The organism is Microbulbifer sp. ABF4_148, assembly GCF_056158985.1.
In genome coordinates this window covers 69,423-85,723 of record NZ_JBSWUI010000001.1, presented here as the reverse complement: position 1 = coordinate 85,723, position 16,301 = coordinate 69,423, and the positions used below count along the sequence as shown (strand labels likewise).

The following is a 16,301-nucleotide window of genomic DNA, read 5'->3' as shown; positions in this document are numbered from 1 at the left end:
AAAGGGGAGTGGTGGCGACGGGTGCGGAACAGGTCAGAGCGATTCGTCAGTCACTGGGTGGGTCATTGGGGTGGGCAGAGTAGGGGTTTGAGTAGCGGGAAATGGTGGGCCCTCCGGGACTTGAACCCAGGACCTGCCGATTATGAGTCGGATGCTCTAACCAACTGAGCTAAGGGCCCACACCCGCTTGCCAGAGTGGCAAGCGGGTGGAGAAAGTACCCGAATATACCCGTAAAATCAATTGGTTCTGGTCGTCCTGGGGCCTACCAGGCCCAGTTGAAACCAAGGCTGGCTCGGACCCCATTCCAGTTCAGGTTGTCCAGTGAAGTGCGGTAGCCCAGGTCAAAAAACAGCCGGTGGCGTTGCTGTTGGGCGAGCGTTGTCCCGACCCCGAATGCGATCCAGGTGGCTCCGCGGGCATTGTCCAGCTCGGTCTCGCCATCCAGGTAGAGCTCGTCATTGCCGTCCAGGGTATGCCAGAGATCTGCGTAACCGTACCAGGGGAGCTTGCCTGTCGTATCGAATGCGCGTAGCCCCGCGCGCAGGGAGAGTTCGGGAGTGACGTCGACGTCGGATACAAAGTCATTGATTGGTATCGCATTGTAATTGGTGTAGTTGGCGATGACCTGAAGCTGGGGCTGGAAAGAAATGTAGGTGGTATCAACAGGTAGGAAGCCCTTCTCCGCAGATAGGCTCAACTGCATGGCCTGACTGGAGAGGGTAAATCCGCGACGTGAATTCATGTCCGCGTCGAGGTAGCTGAACTTCACTTGTAAGTCCGTATAGCGGCTGTCATGGCGGTAGTCCGTAAAGTAACCACCAAAGTAATAGCTGCGGATCTCGTCGCTGCCGGCTCGATAAGAACTGCGCGATGGCTGTCGGCCGCGTACTTCGCCACTCGCCAGTGATGTACCGAGATACGCGCCGAGAGATTGCGTACCGCGACACGTGGGTGCGGCGTAAAAATTGCCATTCACCTGAAAATCGGTGATGGAACCATCGAACTCACTGGCGGCATCGCCCGGCCAGAACAGCTCAGCGCGGTCGCGCGATACATGAAACCAGCGACTCCCCCCTTGGGGCATGCTGCCCTGAGGCTTTCCCCGGCGTTGCTGAAAATTGCCGATTTGCTGCAGGGATATCTGCTGCGCCAGCGGTTTGATCAGTGCCAGCAGTGGCGCTTCCGCATGCAATGGGTGTTCTGTTTGCGTCTGCGCGAGCGCACCGGGAGTCGCTGAAAGAAGCATGCATGCGAGGGCAAGCGAGCGCTTTTGGTGTCGGGCCGGATACTGTCCCTGGGGCATAAATCTTCCCTGTACTGAGCGAAAGTCCTTCGGCGGTTAAAAAGTCTAGAGAGCCGTGGGGGATCGCTGCAGGGGAGAGTGCCAATTTTTGTGACTGGCGAGACCGCTGGGGGCGGGAGAGCGGTACAGCGCAGAGGTGGCGTGAAAAGTTGTCTATGCTGAGGAAAGTGTCGCTAAAAAGCTCATCTCGCCGAGTCGGGAGAGCGGGTTAGGAGAGCGGGTTACAAGGTTTCCGTGCCGGAGGTGAGCAATGCATGGAATCATTTTGGGGCTGTGGGCGTGCCTGTTGCTGGTTGGGTGCAGCGGTACCGGCGGCACCTCGTCAGATAGAACTGCGCTGGCGAGTTACCAGACCTTCGGATTTGCGCCGGTGCGCGGCGCGCGTGACAGTCGGGTGAGCTCGATGATTCGCTCGGAGGTTGCGGCGCAGATGCGGGCGCGGGGCTATCGCGAGTCGTCCAACCCGGATTTACTGGTCAGTATCTCGGTAGAGACGGAGCGGCGGGTACATGCCAAAGTGCGCTCGACCGGGTTCGCCGCCGCCCACGTGCAGATCCTGGAGAACCACTACAACGATTACGGCCGCCACTCGGAGGTAATCGACGAGTACACCGAGGGTCAGTTACACATCAACTTGCTCGATATGCGTCAGCGGCGCGTGGTCTGGTCCGGCGCTACCAGTGGTAAGGTGACGCGCAAAATGATGGCGAACCCGCAACCTGCCCTGGCCAAGGCCGTGCATCGCGCCTTCCGCCGGTTCCCTTAACCCATCCAGCGGGGCAGGAGGATGCAGCCCCAGGTGAACAGCCACATCAGTAGGGACAGGGAAACGGCGGCAGAACCGGTATCCTTGGCAATCTTCGACAGCGGGTGTTTCTCCGGACCGATACGGTCGATAGCAGCTTCGACCGCACTGTTGAGAAGCTCGACGATCATGACCAGTAGCGTGACACAGATCAGGATGGCGCGCTCGACACCCGTCTCCCCCAGCCAGAATGCAAGCGGAATCAGTACGATCGCGAGGGACACTTCCTGGCGGAAGGCGGCTTCGTTCCGCCAGGTGGCGAGTAAACCCTGCCATGAGTACTGGGTGGCATCGATGAGGCGGGCAATGCCAGTTTTTCCGGGCTTGTTGATAAATTCTTCCTGCATATCCTGCTGATATCGGCCGGTCGTACCGGTCTCCTGAGGTTGAGGTTTTTTCGGGCCTTCTGGATCGTATGGCATCTTGTCGCGAGCTTAAACCCAGTAACCAATGTGCCATAAAAAAACCCGGCTGGTGCCGGGTTTTTCTTGCTTACTCGTCGAGGAAGCTCCGCAGATGCTCAGAGCGCGACGGATGTCGCAACTTGCGCAGTGCTTTGGCTTCAATCTGACGAATACGCTCGCGGGTCACATCGAACTGCTTGCCCACTTCCTCGAGGGTGTGGTCGGTGTTCATGTCGATACCGAAGCGCATGCGCAGTACCTTGGCTTCGCGTGCCGTCAGGCCGCCGAGCACGGAGCGGGTGGCGTCGTGCAGGCCGGTCTGGGTGGCAGTGTCCACCGGGGAAGACTGGTTCTGGTCTTCGATGAAGTCGCCCAGATGGGAGTCTTCGTCGTCGCCAATCGGAGTTTCCATGGAGATGGGCTCTTTGGCGATCTTCAGTACCTTGCGCACCTTGTCTTCCGGCATGTCCATACGCTCGCCCAGCTCTTCCGGGGTGGGCTCGCGTCCCATCTCCTGAAGCATCTGGCGGCTGATACGATTGAGCTTGTTAATGGTCTCAATCATATGCACCGGAATACGGATGGTTCGGGCTTGGTCCGCAATGGAGCGGGTAATGGCCTGACGAATCCACCAGGTGGCGTAAGTCGAGAACTTGTAGCCGCGACGGTATTCAAACTTGTCGACCGCTTTCATCAGACCGATGTTGCCTTCCTGGATCAGGTCCAGGAACTGCAGGCCGCGGTTGGTGTACTTCTTGGCAATAGAAATCACCAGGCGCAGGTTGGCCTCAACCATTTCCTTCTTGGCGCGGCGAGAACGGGCCTCGCCGATGGACATGCGACGGTTGATCTCCTTGATCTGGCCCACTTCCAGGCCGGCGCGTTCCTGACACTGGGCCAGCTTGCGCTGGGCACGGATGATGTCCTCGGCCACATGACGCAGGGCATCAGAGTAATCGCGCTTCTTCTTGATGATCGCGGGGATCCATTCCTCGTTGGTCTCGTTGCCCGGGAATTCCTTGATAAAGGTCTTGCGGGGCATCTTGGCGCGGCGAATGCACAGATTCATGATCAGGCGTTCCTGGGCGCGCACGGAGTCGAGGATATCGCGGACTTCGTTGTACAGCGGGTCAAACTGGCGTGGTGCCAGTTTGAAGAAGCGGAAGACTTCACCCACGGCTTCCAGCGCAACGCCCGCTTCCTTGGAGTCACGGCCATGCTTCTTGATGGCGGCGTCTGCCTTTTTCTGGGCGGCAATCAGGGCCTTGAAACGCTCAGCGAGTTCCTCGGGGTCGATGCCGCCGGGGTTCTCTTCTTCCTCTTCCTCGTCGGAATCGTCGTCAGAATCTCCGCCTTCTTCCGCTTTGGCGGCCTGGCCAGTCTGGGCACCCGGTGGGACTTCTTCAGCCGGGTCGAGCCAGCCGGCGATCACGTCGGGGACGCGGCGCTCTTCCTTCTCGATCAGGAGGTATTCGTCGATGACGTGCTGAACCGCGCCAGGCCAGTAGGCCAGGGCCGCCATCAGCTCGCGCAGGCCTTCCTCGATGCGCTTGGCAATCGCTATCTCGCCTTCACGGGTCAGCAGTTCCACCGTGCCCATCTCGCGCATATACATGCGCACCGGGTCGGTCGTTCGGCCAACGTCGGATTCCACTGCGGCCAGAGCGGCGGCTGCTTCGGCGGCGGCTATTTCGTCGGCGGAGCTATCGCCTTCGGCCATCAACAACTCTTCGGCATCGGGTGCTTGTTCAAACACCTTGATACCCATGTCGTTGATCATGCCAATGATGTCTTCTACCTGGTCCGGGTCGGAGATGTCCTGGGGCAGGTGGTCATTTACTTCTGCATAGGTGAGATAGCCCTGTTCTTTACCACGGGCGATCAGTTCCTTGATGCGGGAAGTTTGTTGTTGGGTGTTGTCAGTCATGCACAACCCTAATTACGGGAAAATTCGGGACAAAAAAATATCGGGACAAAGACGCGGGAGTATAGCGCATTTGCCGTAGCAATAACCACTTAGGCTGTCAAGCATTGGCCCGGCTTGGCGGGTTTGCCCGGAATTTTCCGGGAGTGGGCCTGGGTGCAAAGTATAGATTGGTCTTGCCCCGATTCGGCCCGGTCTGAGGATATGGAGCTGGCCCCGGTGTTTTCAAGGGGGGAGGGTAAATTTCTTTCGCTGTCCGGGCGGTCAGCGGCGTCGCCAGTTGGCCAGCATCGCCAGCTGCTCGGGTGTCAGTTCTCCACTGCCGCTGGCGCGCAACTCATCCAGCTTGGCGCGATTTCGCTGTTTGTTCTCTGCATCGGAGAGGCGCTGCAGGCAGTCCTTGAATTCGGCCTGCGGGTCGTAAGCAACCTTTTGGCCGAGGGCCCCGGCAATCGGGTGGCTGGCGGACAGGTTGGACAGGGTTTCCAGGGACGGCTTGTCCTTGTGGGCCATCCAATAGCCAAAAAACTGGTTTTGGTTGCAGCCGGGACGCTGGTGCATCACCTCCAGTACTTCGGCGAACAGGCGCAGGTCCGCATTGTGACTGTCGCGGAATGGCGCGATGTCCTGTATCAGTTCGGCCAGCTGGGGGTGGTGGACCAGCAATGCGACCAGCATGCGCTCGGTGGGCAGCCGGTACTGGCCGCGCCGGGGCGCACCATCGTTTGCTTCCGGGAGGGGCTCTTCCTGCGCGGGCACGACATCGGTGTTATAGGAATAGTCGGGATAATCCGGCAAGTTGTCCCCGGGGAAGTCCTGCTGGGGCTCGACACTCCCGCCGAGTTGACCGTGCGCTGGCTCATCTGCAGGCATTGCCATGGTCGGGGGAGGCGCGCTCTGTGTGGGCTTGGCTTCCTTGGCGCGCTCTGCTGCGCGCGCTTGCGGCAGGGATGCCTGCGCTCCCCGGGCCTTTTCCGCGGCGATCACTTCCTGCAGGGTCTCTTTGTCGAGGCCGGTGCGGGCCGCCAGTTGCTGGAACATCAGCTGGCGGAATACGCCGTCGGGCAGTTTGTCCAGCAGGGGCGCTGCGAGCTTCGACAGTTTGGCGCGTCCGTCCATAGTCTGCAGGTTGATCCCTTCGCCCAGCAGATCAAACAGAAAGTCTTCCAGTGGGCGCGCTTGCTCGGTAATCAGCTCTTCAAAGCGTTCGCCGCCCAGCTGGCGTACCAGTGTGTCCGGGTCTTCCCCTTCGGGCAGCAACAAAAAGCGCACACTGCGGCCATCCTGCATGTGCGGCAGTGCCGACTCCAGTGCCCGGGCGGCGGCAGAGCGCCCGGCGCGGTCGCCATCGAAACAAAACACCAGTTCCGGAACGTGGCGGAAAGCGAGTTGCACATGTTCCTCACCGCAGGCGGTACCCAGGGTGGCAACGCCATAACGAATGCCAAATTGCGCCAGTGCTACGACGTCCATATAACCTTCGACCACCATCAGGCGCTCGAGGCTCCGGTTGGACTGGCGAGCCTCCCACAAGCCATAGAGTTCACGGCTCTTGTGGAAAATGGGGGTTTCCGGTGAATTCAGGTATTTGGGTTTTTCATCACCCAGTACCCGGCCGCCAAAGGCGATGGTGCGTCCACGCTGGTCGCGGATGGGGAACATAATGCGGTTGCGGAAGCGATCGTAATGATGGCGTCTGCTCTGGCGCTGCCCCTGTTGGGTGTTGCCGTCACTGTCCTGGCGGCGGATGGCGAGGCCGGCAAGCTCGAGCTGGTCAGCCTTTTCAGAGGTGTCGCCCAGCTGGTTGAGCAGGTTGTCCCAGCCCGGCGGGGCCAGGCCAATGCCAAAGTCCCGGGCAATTTCGCCCGATAGTCCACGTTGCTTCAGGTAGGCCACGGCATGACCGGCAGCGGGATGGCTGCGCAGCTGCTGGCGATAGAAGTCGGCTGTTTTTTCGGTGAGCTGGTAGAGGGATTGGCTTTCCCGTTGGCGCTTCTCCTGGCCGGGGGCCAGCTGCTCCCGCGGAACTTCCAGCCCCAAGCTGCCGGCAAGCTTTTCCACCGCCTCGGGGAAGGGCAGGCGGTCGTATTCCATCAGGAAACCGACCGCATTGCCGCTGGCGCCGCAGCCAAAACAGTAATAGAACTGCTTCTGTGGGCTTACGGTAAAAGACGGGGTTTTCTCATCGTGAAACGGGCAGCAGGCGGAGTAGTTTTTGCCGGTTTTACGCAGCTTCACCCGGCCATCAATCACCTCAACGATATCGGCCCGCGCGAGCAGGTCATCGATAAAATGCTGGGGTATCTTGCCGGCCATAACGCGAAGGCTGCCCCTTAGGCGAGCAGGGATTTAACCTGCTTGCTGACCAGGCCCATATCGGCGCGGCCCTGAACCTGGGGTTTGACCAGAGCCATGACCTTGCCCATGTCAGGCATGCCTGAGGCGCCGGTTTCCTTAATGGCGTCACCCACGATACCGGCAATTTCCGCTTCGCTCAGTTGCTCCGGCAGGAACTGCTGGATCACGGCAATTTCGGCTTTCTCAATATCGGCCAGCTCTGAGCGCCCGGCGGATTCGTATTGCGCAATGGAATCGCGACGCTGCTTGGTCATTTTGTCCAGCAGGGCGAGGATGCGGGCATCATCCAGCTCGATACGCTCGTCCACCTCAACGCGCTTGATTTCGGCATTGATCAGGCGGAGGGTCGCCAGGCGCTCTTTTTTACGCGCTTTCATGGCTTCCTTGGTGGCTTGCTGAAGAGATTCCTTGAGGGTGCTCATGGCGGTCATCCGATGTTGATAGTTGTTGTTGCCAATAGGTATTTGCCGGTGTGGCTCAAGCATAGCGCCTTCAGAAGGCGCAGAATACCACCGCGGTAAAACGCAAAACGGCGCGCGAGGTACCTCGCACGCCGTCTTTACCCGCCCGGACCTCAGTCTGGCAGTCCTCTCTGTGAAGGGTGAAGCGAGCCGCTTCCCCTAGCCGAAGCTATTAGTAGAGGCGCTGGAACTTGCGGTTTTCGCGCTGCATCTTTTTGGCGTGACGCTTAACAGCAGCGGCAGCCTTGCGCTTGCGCACGGTAGTCGGCTTCTCGTAGAACTCGCGGCGACGTACTTCAGACAGTACACCGGCTTTCTCACAGGAGCGCTTGAAGCGACGCAGGGCGATATCAAAAGGTTCGTTGTCTTTCAGTCGTACTGATGGCATTGGTTTACCTGTAATTCGTTTCTCTCGGCCATTCCGGCAGTGCTCTCGCAGTTGCTTTCCGGTGGCCGGTTCACAGCGAGGGCGCAAATTCTAAACACTTGCTGTGGGGATCGCAAGCCTGCAGCGCAGGGTTTCCTGCGACTGTTGGCGACGCGCCAGTCGCCCTGTGAAGCCCAGTGATTCTGGGGCCTGCTGACGGCCCCGCGTTAGGCAGTCGGCGATTCCCTACCCTATAGAGTATGATAGCGCCCCTTCGTGACCACCCCGAAAAGAGAGAAGCAGTGCGAGTTCTGGGTATAGAGACCTCCTGTGACGAAACTGGTGTCGCTGTTTACGACAGTAAACAGGGGCTGCTGGCCCATGCCCTGTTCAGTCAGGTCGGGTTGCATGCGGATTACGGTGGCGTCGTGCCGGAACTGGCCAGTCGCGACCATGTGCGCAAACTGTTGCCGCTGGTGCGGGATGTACTGGACCGCTCCGGGACCGACCCGAAGGCATTAGACGGTGTGGCCTATACCGCTGGCCCCGGTCTGGTCGGCGCGCTGATGGTCGGCGCCTGCGCAGGGCGCGCCATGGCTTATGGCTGGGGTGTGCCTGCGGTTGAGGTGCACCACATGGAAGGCCACTTGCTGGCGCCGATGCTGGAAGAGCAGCCGCCGGCCTTTCCTTTTGTCGCGCTGCTGGTGTCCGGCGGTCACACCCAGCTGGTGGATGTGCAGGATCTGGGGCAATACGCGTTGTTGGGAGAGTCCCTGGATGATGCCGCCGGCGAAGCGTTTGATAAGGCCGCGAAGATGCTTGATCTGGACTACCCCGGTGGCCCGCGACTGGCAGCGTTGGCAGAAAAGGGGGATGCGGGGCGCTTTCGCTTTCCGCGGCCGATGACCGATCGGCCCGGCCTCGACTTTAGCTTCTCCGGATTGAAGACCTTTACCCTGACTACCGTGCGGGAACACGCTCTCGAGGATGGCCTGCCGGATGAGCAGACCTGTGCCGATATCGCCGCTGCCTTTCAGGAGGCGGTGGTCGATACGCTGGTGATCAAGTGCCGCCGTGCCCTGAAGGCTACCGGGCGCAAGACACTGGTGATTGCCGGTGGGGTTTCCGCGAACCGCTTGTTACGAGCGCGCCTCGAGCGGCGTCTGGCGGAGGATGGCGCCAGCGTCTACTATCCGCGCCAGGAATTTTGTACCGACAATGGCGCGATGATCGCTTATGCCGGCTGCCTGCGTTTGCGCGCGGGTCAGGAAGCCGGACTGGGTGTGGATGTCAGGCCGCGCTGGCCCATTACGGAATTGACCGGGAGTCTGGGGGACTGATGGATATCGTTTATATACGCGACCTGAAGGTAAATACCATTATCGGGATCTACGACTGGGAACGTGAAGTTCGCCAGACGGTGAGTTTGGATCTGGAGATGGCATTCGATATTTCTGAGGCTGGGCGCACCGATGACATCGCGCACACCCTGAACTACAAGGCGGTGGCGAAACGGCTTATCAAGTTTATTGAAGAAAGTGAGTTTTTGTTGGTGGAGTCGATGGCAGAGGAAGTGGCGCGGATCGTGCGCGATGATTTTTCTGTGCCATGGCTGCGCCTGCGTTTGTCCAAGCCGGGAGCGGTGCGCGGTTCACGCGATGTTGGCGTGGTTATCGAGCGTGGCGAGCGCCCGGCTGCAGGCGCCGCGTCGAGGGTGTAACGAATGGCATTGGTGTACTTGAGCCTGGGTAGCAATATCGATCGCGAACAACATATTCGCGCGTGTCTTGATGCTTTGTTTGCAGATTTCGGTCCATTGCAAATCTCCCGGATTTTCGAGAGTGAAGCGGTCGGCTTCGAGGGTGAGAATTTTTACAACCTGGTGGTGGGGATTCAAACCGATCTTTCCGTCGGCCAGCTCGCCCAGCGTTTGCGTACGATTGAAGATGACAATGGCCGGGTTCGCAGCGGTCCGAAGTTCAGTGCGCGTACGCTGGATATCGATATCCTCACCTACGACGATCTGGCGGGCAGCATCGACGGGGTCGAGCTGCCACGCGCGGAAATCGTGAAGAACGCTTTTGTCCTGCAGCCACTGGCGGAGCTCTCCCCGGACCAGTTGCATCCCGTCGTCAATAAAACCTTTGCGACCCTGTGGGACGAATACGACAAGAGCCGGCAGAAACTCTGGGCGGTACCTCTCGACTGGGCGCCCCCAATTAAATAGCCATGATCCGGTCAGGTGTACTTCTGTGGCCGCCGCTCGACACCTTCTGGGCTTCCCCTCGGTTTTGTGCCTTTTCTTCCAGGCGTTTGGCATGGCGCAATAAGCGGATCATGCGAACGCTGTCAGTGGGTTTGCCCTGCATGACTGCCACCAGGCCGTGCATTGCCAGCAGTCGACGATCCAGTTTTTCTTGACGCTTTAAATAGATTTCTTCGAGTGTGGCTAGTGCCGTGTCGGTCCCGTCCTGTTTAAATGCCAGCAGGACCTCTACGGTGTTTTCTTCCGCAGTGACCTGTCGCGAAACCGGCTGATACCCCAGCTGCTCAACCACCGCATCTGCTAGCGGCCAGACAGACCAGGGGTTTTGTCCCGTCAGTATCCGATTGTCCTGTGAGACCTGCTCAAGATAGTCAGGCCCGGGTTCAAACTGGGCTCCTAGCCTGCGCAACTCATCTTCGAGCAGAAAAGGAAAGACCTCGCGTGCGTTCGGGATCAAGAGCAGTTCTTCACTATTGGTGAAACCGGTCACTTTTTTCCCCGCGACCAGTGGGGTGCCATCCGCGAGCCGGACACCGGTCAGAGCAGCGGGGCCGTGGCAGACCGCAGCAATGACGCCGCCGCGGCTGTGGATGTCGCGGATCAGGCGGTTGATGTCGGGGTTTTGCGGGAAGTCGAACATAGCACCCTTGCCGCCGACGAAGAAAACGGCGGCGTACTCTCCACTGGCCGCTTGCTCCAGCGGTAGCGAGTTACTGATCTTTTCCTGGGCGATCGGGTCATTCAGGAAGGCATAGTCAAACCCTGCCATATCATCATCATCCAGTACGGCGCGTGGTTGCCCCCCTTTGGGGCTGGTAATGTCCACTTCAAATCCATTCGTCGTAAACACGTAATACGGGCGTGCGAGTTCCGTCAGTTCGTAGCCGGTGGGCTTTCCGGTTTGTCCCATTTGTGTCGCGCTGGAGACGACTATCAGGATCTTGCCGCGGTTCTCCGGTAGCGCACGGGTGATATAAGGAATGTGGTGTGGTTCCGTGGCCTGCAGCTTTGCCTGGTCTATCGGGGGCGGCAGCAAGCTTTTGAGCCAGAACAGGGTGGTGGCAAGAAAGGCGGCGATGCCGGCGATGGTGATGCCAATGATTTTTAGCATGATCGTATCCTCTGGAATGTTACCGGGACACTGTGCAGGAGGGTGGGTGAAATGGAGGTGAAACGACGGGGCGTCTTTCCCGTTGATGGGCTCTCTATACTGCTGAAGCCGGGCGTAGTGCAAACTGATATTCGCCGTTTAGCCAGCGCAATTCGGATTCCCAGCCTAATGCAGAGAGCAATCTTCGGCAGAGATACAAGCCGTGGCCGATCCCGTCACTGTGCGCACCTTTGATCCCGCGTTCCTGCCAGGAGGACAATGCATCGGGTTCGTTCGCAGGGTTGGCAAAGACGACGGTGTGCGAGTCGGTTTCGCTGATACGCAGGGTGGGCGTTGAGGCATGCTGGATCGCATTATCCAGCAGATTGCTACAGAGCAGGCTGGCCAGGTTTCTGTTGCCGGATACTGGCAGGCGTCGAGGCAGGTCGACGGTCAAATCAATCGCCTCAAATTGATGACGACGTTCCAGCAGGGCTTCCTCGATCAGTGCACGCAGGTCGAAAGATTCTTTTTGTGTGGACTCTGCACGCGCGAGTGCGAGAAGAATCTCCACGGTTTCCGACATGCCGGAGACGCGCTGTTGAAGTTGTGTCCGCGCGCCTGCATCGAACTGACTGTTCTCCATCAGCATCAGGTCATTCTGCAGAATTGTCAGGCTGGTACGCAATTCGTGGCCTACGTCATGAGTGAATGCACTCTCCCTTTCCAGTGCCATTTTTAGCTGGTTGATGGTGTCTTGCAGCGCTCTTGCCAGATAACCGATTTCGTCGGACCGACAGGTCTCCGTGAGGCCCACGGGAGACGCCTGGAATAGCTGTTGTTGTACTTCCTGTGCGAGGGAAATGATGGGCTTGGTAGTTTTGGCGGCAATACGCGTGGCCAGGTAGAGTGCCAGTGCGATGGCGATCACTAACACCGTAAAAATCAGCGTCAGCAAGTTGCCAGATTGCCCCGATACCGTCAGCAGGCGACTGACTTCGGCGACGATGAGAGGGCCATCGCCGGTGCCCGGGCTGAGTTTGCGCAGATGATAGTGACTGCCATCGTCGGTAAAGAGCTCGCTGGCTATCGCGCGTCCCGCGATGGCTTGCTGAAATCGATCGGGGGCATCTGATTTGCTGGTGAAAACCGAGACGAAGGGGAGCCGTGGCGTGAGTGGATGCCCCTGGTCGTGTTGGCCTTGCAAGTGCTGGACCTCATCCTTAAGCAAATTGTCGATCACCTGATCCTCGATGACGTAGGCCACCATGACGCATAGGCCGGCAAATGCCAGGGATACCAGTAAGGTGAAAAGCCCGAAGGTGGTCACTGTCTCGCGACGCAGGCTACTTTTGATCGGCATTGCTGGCCTCCAGTCGATAGCCCACATTGATCAGGGTGCGCAGCATGGCTGTCGAGTAAGGCTTGTCGAGGGCTTGCCGCAGGCTGTAGATATGAGATTTGAGTGCGTCGCTATCGGGCGGCTCCTCCCCCCATATTTCACGCTCAAGCCGGGAGCGGCTGACGGCATCGGGGTAAGCGCGGCCGAGTACCGAGAGAATACGAAAGCCGATCTGGGTCAGGTTCAGCGGAGCACCGGCGCGACTGGCGGTCTGCGTACGCAGATCCAGGGATAACTCGCCGATTTCGATTGCCTGTGTGTGGAGCGACTGGCTTCTGCGGACCAGCGCCTGGCAACGCATGCTCAGTTCGCGCAAATCGAAGGGTTTGCTGAGGTAATCATCTGCCCCGGCGTCGAACCCGTGGGCCTTGTCGGCAATGGCGTCGCGGGCAGTCAGCATCAGGATAGGAAGCTGGCTTTGCGCACTTCTGCGGATCTGCTGGCAAACGTCGAGACCATCCATGTCCGGCAGGTTCAGATCCAGCAACAGCAGGTCATAGTCCTGCTGCGCGAGGAGTTGTAGCCCCAGCGTGCCGGTGTGGGCGAAATCGAGGCTCCATTGCTCGCCTTCCAGGTGTTTGGCAATCTGCTGAGCGATTGTGATGTTGTCCTCAATCAGCAGTAATTTCATTGTTGCCATGCCCCTGGAAGTTTCGGATACCGTCTCAGTACAAACCAGAGCCGCGGCCACCTGCAACGCATTTTTGCCCTGATGGGGTGAAATCGAAGTGAAATGGCCTGACCCGGTAGGAGGTAGCGTCAGGGCTTTCGAGTCGCGGTTTTTGCGCGACCGCCTAGATATTCAGATTGCGCCCGCCATCTACGGCGATCACCTGACCATTGATGTAGCCGGCATCGCTCACCAGGAAGCGCGCCGTGCGTGCAATGTCTCCCTCCACGCCGGTGCGCGCAAGCGGGATGCGGGAAAGGATGTTGGCGCGGGTAGCTGCGTCCACGTATTCCTGGTCGGGCCAGAGAATGGCACCTGGTGCAATCGCATTGACGCGGACTTCCGGTGCCAGCTCCAGCGCCAGGCTTTTGGTTAGCATCACCAGTCCAGCCTTGGCCGCACAGTAAATCGTGTGTTTCGGCATGGGGCGCTCGGCGTGAATGTCCGCCATATTGATGATGCAACCCTGCTGGTCCGCCAGATGTGGGGCAAGCGCCTGACTCAGAAAAAACGGATTCTTCAGGTTGCTGCCGATCAGCTCGTCCCAGGCCGCCTCGTCTGCCTCGCCGACCGGGGTGGGGTAGAACGCAGAGGCATTATTGACCAGGACGGCGAGATCGCCCCATTGCGCTACCGCCGATTCCGCAAGGGCGCGGCAGTTTGTCGCGGTGCCCAGCGCGCTGTGGATCGCAACCGCGGAATCCGGGCGCAGCTGGTTGAGTTCGTCCACCAGTGTTGCGGCGGCACCGGCTGAATTACGGTAATGAATGATGATTCTGTGGTCGCGATGCAGTTCGCGGGCGATGGCGCGTCCCAGGCGTGCAGATGCGCCAGTGATCAGGGCATTACGCATTGTTGTTCCCCTCTTTATGCTGTCGCTGTATGGACGCGATCGCGTCGATTCTCGCCCGGTCCAGGGCCTGCCCCAATTCCGCGCCGGCGAAGCCCTGCTCTATCAGGGGCGCTACATCGACCGCCGCAGCCGCGTCGCGCACCAGGCGCAAATAGTCCCGCTGTGGATACTGTCGATCAGCCAGACCCTCGCGGCCGCGGGCGTCCGCCTCACAGGAAGTGAGGAAGTCTTCGAAACGTTCGGGGCGGCGCAGGGCGTCGAGCGCGCGAAACATCTTCATCAGGGTTTGGGGTTTGAGCTCGAAGGCCCGGTGGCAATGCAGGTGGTATTCGCAGACACCCAGCGCCAGTGCGGTCATTTGTCGTGGCACCCGCCAGCGTTTGCAAACATCGCGGACCAGTGGCATGCCTGCTTTCTCGTGGCCTCGATGGCTGGGGAGTATCTCTTCCGGAGTCAGCCCTTTGCCGAGATCGTGGACCAGAACGGCAAAGCGCACTTCAAGCCGGGAAGGTGCGGCGCGCAGGGCCAGCAGCACATGTTCCCCGGTATCCACTTCGGGATGGTGTAAGGGCGGTTGCGGAACGCCAAATAGCGTGTCCACTTCGGGTAGCAGAATCGCCAGTGCGCCCGCCTCCCTGAGTACCCGTATGAAAATATCGGGGTCTGGCTCAGTCAGTGCCCGGCTGATTTCCTTCCAGACACGTTCTGCTACCAGATGCTGCACTTCTCCCGCGTCCACCATTGCACGCATCAGTGTCATGGTTTCGGGGGCGACGGAAAAGCCGAGGTGATGATAGCGCGCCGCAAAACGGGCCACGCGAAGAATGCGCAGGGGGTCTTCCGCAAATGCGGGTGAGACGTGCCGGAGCAAGCGTGACGCCAGGTCCTGCTGCCCCCCATAGGGGTCGATCACCTGGCCACTGTCATCGAGGGCCATGGCATTGATCGTGAGATCGCGGCGTAACAAATCTTCTTCGAGGGAGACCGTGGGCGCCGCATGCACGGTGAAACCACCGTAGCCGTGGCCACTCTTGCGCTCGGTGCGGGCGAGGGCGTATTCCTCTCCGGTATCCGGGTGAAGAAATACCGGGAAGTCCTTGCCGACGGGGGTATAGCCCTCGGCGCGCATTGCGTCTTCACTGCCGCCAACGACCACCCAGTCGCGCTCATGGACGGGACGGCCAAGCAGTTGGTCGCGAACGGCGCCGCCTACCAGATAGGTCTTCACATTCTGTTCCTGCTTGAACAAAGTCGGGCGTGGGGAGCGGTATGCCGGTATGCGCTGTGCACTGCCATCAATCCATGTGCTGCGGCGACGCGAGAGGCGACGGACTTCGGGTTGGGGTGAGCTTTTGGAAGATAAAAAAAAGGCCCCGAAATTACAAGGGGGCCCAGGTCTTAGGGTATTCGCGCTGGCGGCAATGACCGCCTTACAAAGACTGATGTTCGAGAGGTGGATTTAAGCGCCACATGCGTCGAACTTGGTGACTATTCTATTTTACCTGTCAGAACTGTCAACCATCGCATTCAGAATTTTGTTGAGGGATTTCGTCGCTCACTCGTCACATATCTATAAGGCCGAGTTTCGGGCTGAAAAATTGCTTTTGAGCAGAACAAAAGTCGCGAAAAGACGGCTGTTTGCAGTACATAACCGCGCCAATCTGTTATTTTTAGCCGGCTTGGAGCTTTACGCTCCCTTGGCCGCTTCCAGTGGGCCGCAGCCGATGTTTGGGGAAATAATAAGATGAATGATTTACAAGTACTCACAACGGGAGAGGCCGCCAAATACTGCGGCGTGAACTTCCGCACAGTGATCCGCTGGATTGAAAGAGGGCAGCTCAAGGCCTACAAGCTGCCTGGCCGGGGGGATCATCGCATTTGCGTGGAGGACTTTGTCGAGTTCCTGCGTGAGAATGCGATGCCGATTCCTGCCGAACTGGCCGGCGCAAGTCGCAAGGTGCTGATTCTGGCCGCAAGCCGGGAACTGGTGGTTTCTGGTCGGGAGGCGCTGCAACACGCCGGTTGCGAAGTGGAAGTCGCCGGTGACGCCTTCTCTGCCGGCACCATGGTTGCCAGTAGCAAGCCGGCGCTCTTGATCCTGGATGCCAATCTTGACGGAGCGCAAGCCTTTCAGATTCTGGATCATCTGCGTGCGCGGAGTGAGTTTGCGAGTATGCGGATTCTGCTGATCACGCCGGCGGGTGAAACTGCGCCACAGCGTTGGCTCGATGCGGGTGCGGATGCCTTGCTGAGCGGTGCGGCTGAAGCGGGTGAGTTGTCAGCCAAGACGCGTTTGTTACTGGATACCTGATACGAGGCCCGCGAGGGCCTCTTCCCGTCGTTATTCCATCCGCCCGTGGCCTGCCACGGGCTCTGTATTTCCCCGGCCTGGGGGTG

Annotated in this window: 16 protein-coding genes and 1 tRNA gene; 5 read left to right on the top strand and 12 right to left on the bottom strand. The window is 59.2% G+C overall.

Annotated features, from left to right (window positions below; translation table 11 throughout):
• Positions 1–102: 102 nt before the first annotated feature.
• Together ACXAD0_RS00375 and ACXAD0_RS00370 are read right to left on the bottom strand one after the other, a co-directional pair.
• A tRNA-Ile gene (locus ACXAD0_RS00375) sits at positions 103–179 on the bottom strand.
• 84 nt (positions 180–263) lie between these two features.
• On the bottom strand, positions 264–1,304 hold the full coding sequence (locus ACXAD0_RS00370) for an autotransporter outer membrane beta-barrel domain-containing protein (RefSeq protein WP_475086356.1): 1,041 nt from the start codon (positions 1,302–1,304) through the stop codon (positions 264–266).
• A 250-nt stretch (positions 1,305–1,554) separates the two neighbouring features.
• On the opposite strand from ACXAD0_RS00370, the gene ACXAD0_RS00365 reads away from it, so the two are divergent.
• Complete coding sequence (locus tag ACXAD0_RS00365; RefSeq protein ID WP_475086355.1) at positions 1,555–2,070, top strand: DUF4136 domain-containing protein; 516 nt, start codon at positions 1,555–1,557, stop codon at positions 2,068–2,070.
• On the opposite strand, the gene ACXAD0_RS00360 is transcribed toward ACXAD0_RS00365, so the two are convergent.
• From ACXAD0_RS00360 to rpsU, 5 genes are all read right to left on the bottom strand, one after another.
• The gene (locus ACXAD0_RS00360; RefSeq protein ID WP_475090272.1) at positions 2,067–2,456 is read right to left on the bottom strand and encodes a diacylglycerol kinase; all 390 of its coding nucleotides are present in this window, start codon (positions 2,454–2,456) and stop codon (positions 2,067–2,069) included. The two genes, ACXAD0_RS00365 and ACXAD0_RS00360, sit on opposite strands and share 4 nt — an antisense overlap.
• Before the next feature lie 145 nt (positions 2,457–2,601).
• Positions 2,602–4,440, bottom strand: a complete 1,839-nt coding sequence (gene rpoD, locus ACXAD0_RS00355) for an RNA polymerase sigma factor RpoD (RefSeq protein WP_475086354.1) — start codon at positions 4,438–4,440, stop codon at positions 2,602–2,604.
• Positions 4,441–4,701: 261 nt separating this feature from the next.
• Positions 4,702–6,753, bottom strand: a complete 2,052-nt coding sequence (dnaG, locus tag ACXAD0_RS00350; protein WP_475086353.1) for a DNA primase — start codon at positions 6,751–6,753, stop codon at positions 4,702–4,704.
• A 17-nt stretch (positions 6,754–6,770) separates the two neighbouring features.
• Positions 6,771–7,217: a GatB/YqeY domain-containing protein gene (locus tag ACXAD0_RS00345; RefSeq protein WP_475086352.1), complete on the bottom strand. Its 447-nt coding sequence runs from the start codon at positions 7,215–7,217 to the stop codon at positions 6,771–6,773.
• Positions 7,218–7,428: 211 nt separating this feature from the next.
• Entirely contained in the window at positions 7,429–7,644 is a 216-nt protein-coding gene (gene rpsU / locus ACXAD0_RS00340) for a 30S ribosomal protein S21 (RefSeq protein ID WP_475086351.1), read from the bottom strand.
• Positions 7,645–7,925: 281 nt separating this feature from the next.
• Here rpsU and tsaD point away from each other — a divergent pair, with 281 nt between their 5' ends.
• The 3 genes from tsaD to folK are packed head-to-tail and all read left to right on the top strand — an operon-like array spanning position 7,926 to position 9,850.
• Positions 7,926–8,963: a tRNA (adenosine(37)-N6)-threonylcarbamoyltransferase complex transferase subunit TsaD gene (tsaD, locus tag ACXAD0_RS00335; RefSeq protein ID WP_475086350.1), complete on the top strand. Its 1,038-nt coding sequence runs from the start codon at positions 7,926–7,928 to the stop codon at positions 8,961–8,963.
• Positions 8,963–9,343: a dihydroneopterin aldolase gene (gene folB, locus ACXAD0_RS00330; RefSeq protein ID WP_475086349.1), complete on the top strand. Its 381-nt coding sequence runs from the start codon at positions 8,963–8,965 to the stop codon at positions 9,341–9,343. The genes tsaD and folB overlap by 1 nt, the downstream gene beginning before the upstream one ends.
• 3 nt (positions 9,344–9,346) lie before the next feature.
• Positions 9,347–9,850 (top strand): 2-amino-4-hydroxy-6-hydroxymethyldihydropteridine diphosphokinase, encoded by a 504-nt coding sequence (gene folK, locus ACXAD0_RS00325; protein WP_475086348.1) that lies wholly within the window; start codon positions 9,347–9,349, stop codon positions 9,848–9,850.
• Here the strand turns inward: folK and ACXAD0_RS00320 are convergent.
• The 5 genes from ACXAD0_RS00320 to ACXAD0_RS00300 form a co-directional block, all read right to left on the bottom strand.
• Positions 9,843–11,000, bottom strand: a complete 1,158-nt coding sequence (locus tag ACXAD0_RS00320; RefSeq protein WP_475086347.1) for a type 1 glutamine amidotransferase domain-containing protein — start codon at positions 10,998–11,000, stop codon at positions 9,843–9,845. The two genes, folK and ACXAD0_RS00320, sit on opposite strands and share 8 nt — an antisense overlap.
• 94 nt (positions 11,001–11,094) lie before the next feature.
• Positions 11,095–12,342 (bottom strand): sensor histidine kinase, encoded by a 1,248-nt coding sequence (locus tag ACXAD0_RS00315; RefSeq protein WP_475086346.1) that lies wholly within the window; start codon positions 12,340–12,342, stop codon positions 11,095–11,097.
• Positions 12,326–13,012 carry a response regulator transcription factor gene (locus ACXAD0_RS00310; protein WP_475086345.1) on the bottom strand — a complete coding sequence of 229 codons (687 nt, stop codon included), beginning with the start codon at positions 13,010–13,012 and terminating at the stop codon, positions 12,326–12,328. The genes ACXAD0_RS00315 and ACXAD0_RS00310 overlap by 17 nt, the downstream gene beginning before the upstream one ends.
• 163 nt (positions 13,013–13,175) lie before the next feature.
• Complete coding sequence (locus ACXAD0_RS00305; RefSeq protein WP_475086344.1) at positions 13,176–13,904, bottom strand: pteridine reductase; 729 nt, start codon at positions 13,902–13,904, stop codon at positions 13,176–13,178.
• Positions 13,897–15,132 (bottom strand): multifunctional CCA addition/repair protein, encoded by a 1,236-nt coding sequence (locus tag ACXAD0_RS00300; protein ID WP_475086343.1) that lies wholly within the window; start codon positions 15,130–15,132, stop codon positions 13,897–13,899. Before ACXAD0_RS00300 ends, ACXAD0_RS00305 begins: the two co-directional genes overlap by 8 nt.
• Before the next feature lie 516 nt (positions 15,133–15,648).
• On the opposite strand from ACXAD0_RS00300, the gene ACXAD0_RS00295 reads away from it, so the two are divergent.
• On the top strand, positions 15,649–16,215 hold the full coding sequence (locus tag ACXAD0_RS00295; protein WP_475086342.1) for a helix-turn-helix domain-containing protein: 567 nt from the start codon (positions 15,649–15,651) through the stop codon (positions 16,213–16,215).
• Positions 16,216–16,301: the final 86 nt, after the last annotated feature.

What these genes read in the sequence shown, in the direction of transcription:
- ACXAD0_RS00370 (WP_475086356.1), bottom strand. Translation starts at nt 1,304, where the DNA reads ATGCCCCAGGGACAGTATCCGGCCCGACACCAAAAGCGCTCGCTTGCC.
- ACXAD0_RS00365 (WP_475086355.1), top strand. Translation starts at nt 1,555, where the DNA reads ATGCATGGAATCATTTTGGGGCTGTGGGCGTGCCTGTTGCTGGTTGGG.
- ACXAD0_RS00360 (WP_475090272.1), bottom strand. Translation starts at nt 2,456, where the DNA reads ATGCAGGAAGAATTTATCAACAAGCCCGGAAAAACTGGCATTGCCCGC.
- rpoD (WP_475086354.1), bottom strand. Translation starts at nt 4,440, where the DNA reads ATGACTGACAACACCCAACAACAAACTTCCCGCATCAAGGAACTGATC.
- dnaG (WP_475086353.1), bottom strand. Translation starts at nt 6,753, where the DNA reads ATGGCCGGCAAGATACCCCAGCATTTTATCGATGACCTGCTCGCGCGG.
- ACXAD0_RS00345 (WP_475086352.1), bottom strand. Translation starts at nt 7,217, where the DNA reads ATGAGCACCCTCAAGGAATCTCTTCAGCAAGCCACCAAGGAAGCCATG.
- rpsU (WP_475086351.1), bottom strand. Translation starts at nt 7,644, where the DNA reads ATGCCATCAGTACGACTGAAAGACAACGAACCTTTTGATATCGCCCTG.
- folB (WP_475086349.1), top strand. Translation starts at nt 8,963, where the DNA reads ATGGATATCGTTTATATACGCGACCTGAAGGTAAATACCATTATCGGG.
- folK (WP_475086348.1), top strand. Translation starts at nt 9,347, where the DNA reads ATGGCATTGGTGTACTTGAGCCTGGGTAGCAATATCGATCGCGAACAA.
- ACXAD0_RS00320 (WP_475086347.1), bottom strand. Translation starts at nt 11,000, where the DNA reads ATGCTAAAAATCATTGGCATCACCATCGCCGGCATCGCCGCCTTTCTT.
- ACXAD0_RS00315 (WP_475086346.1), bottom strand. Translation starts at nt 12,342, where the DNA reads ATGCCGATCAAAAGTAGCCTGCGTCGCGAGACAGTGACCACCTTCGGG.
- ACXAD0_RS00310 (WP_475086345.1), bottom strand. Translation starts at nt 13,012, where the DNA reads ATGAAATTACTGCTGATTGAGGACAACATCACAATCGCTCAGCAGATT.
- ACXAD0_RS00305 (WP_475086344.1), bottom strand. Translation starts at nt 13,904, where the DNA reads ATGCGTAATGCCCTGATCACTGGCGCATCTGCACGCCTGGGACGCGCC.
- ACXAD0_RS00295 (WP_475086342.1), top strand. Translation starts at nt 15,649, where the DNA reads ATGAATGATTTACAAGTACTCACAACGGGAGAGGCCGCCAAATACTGC.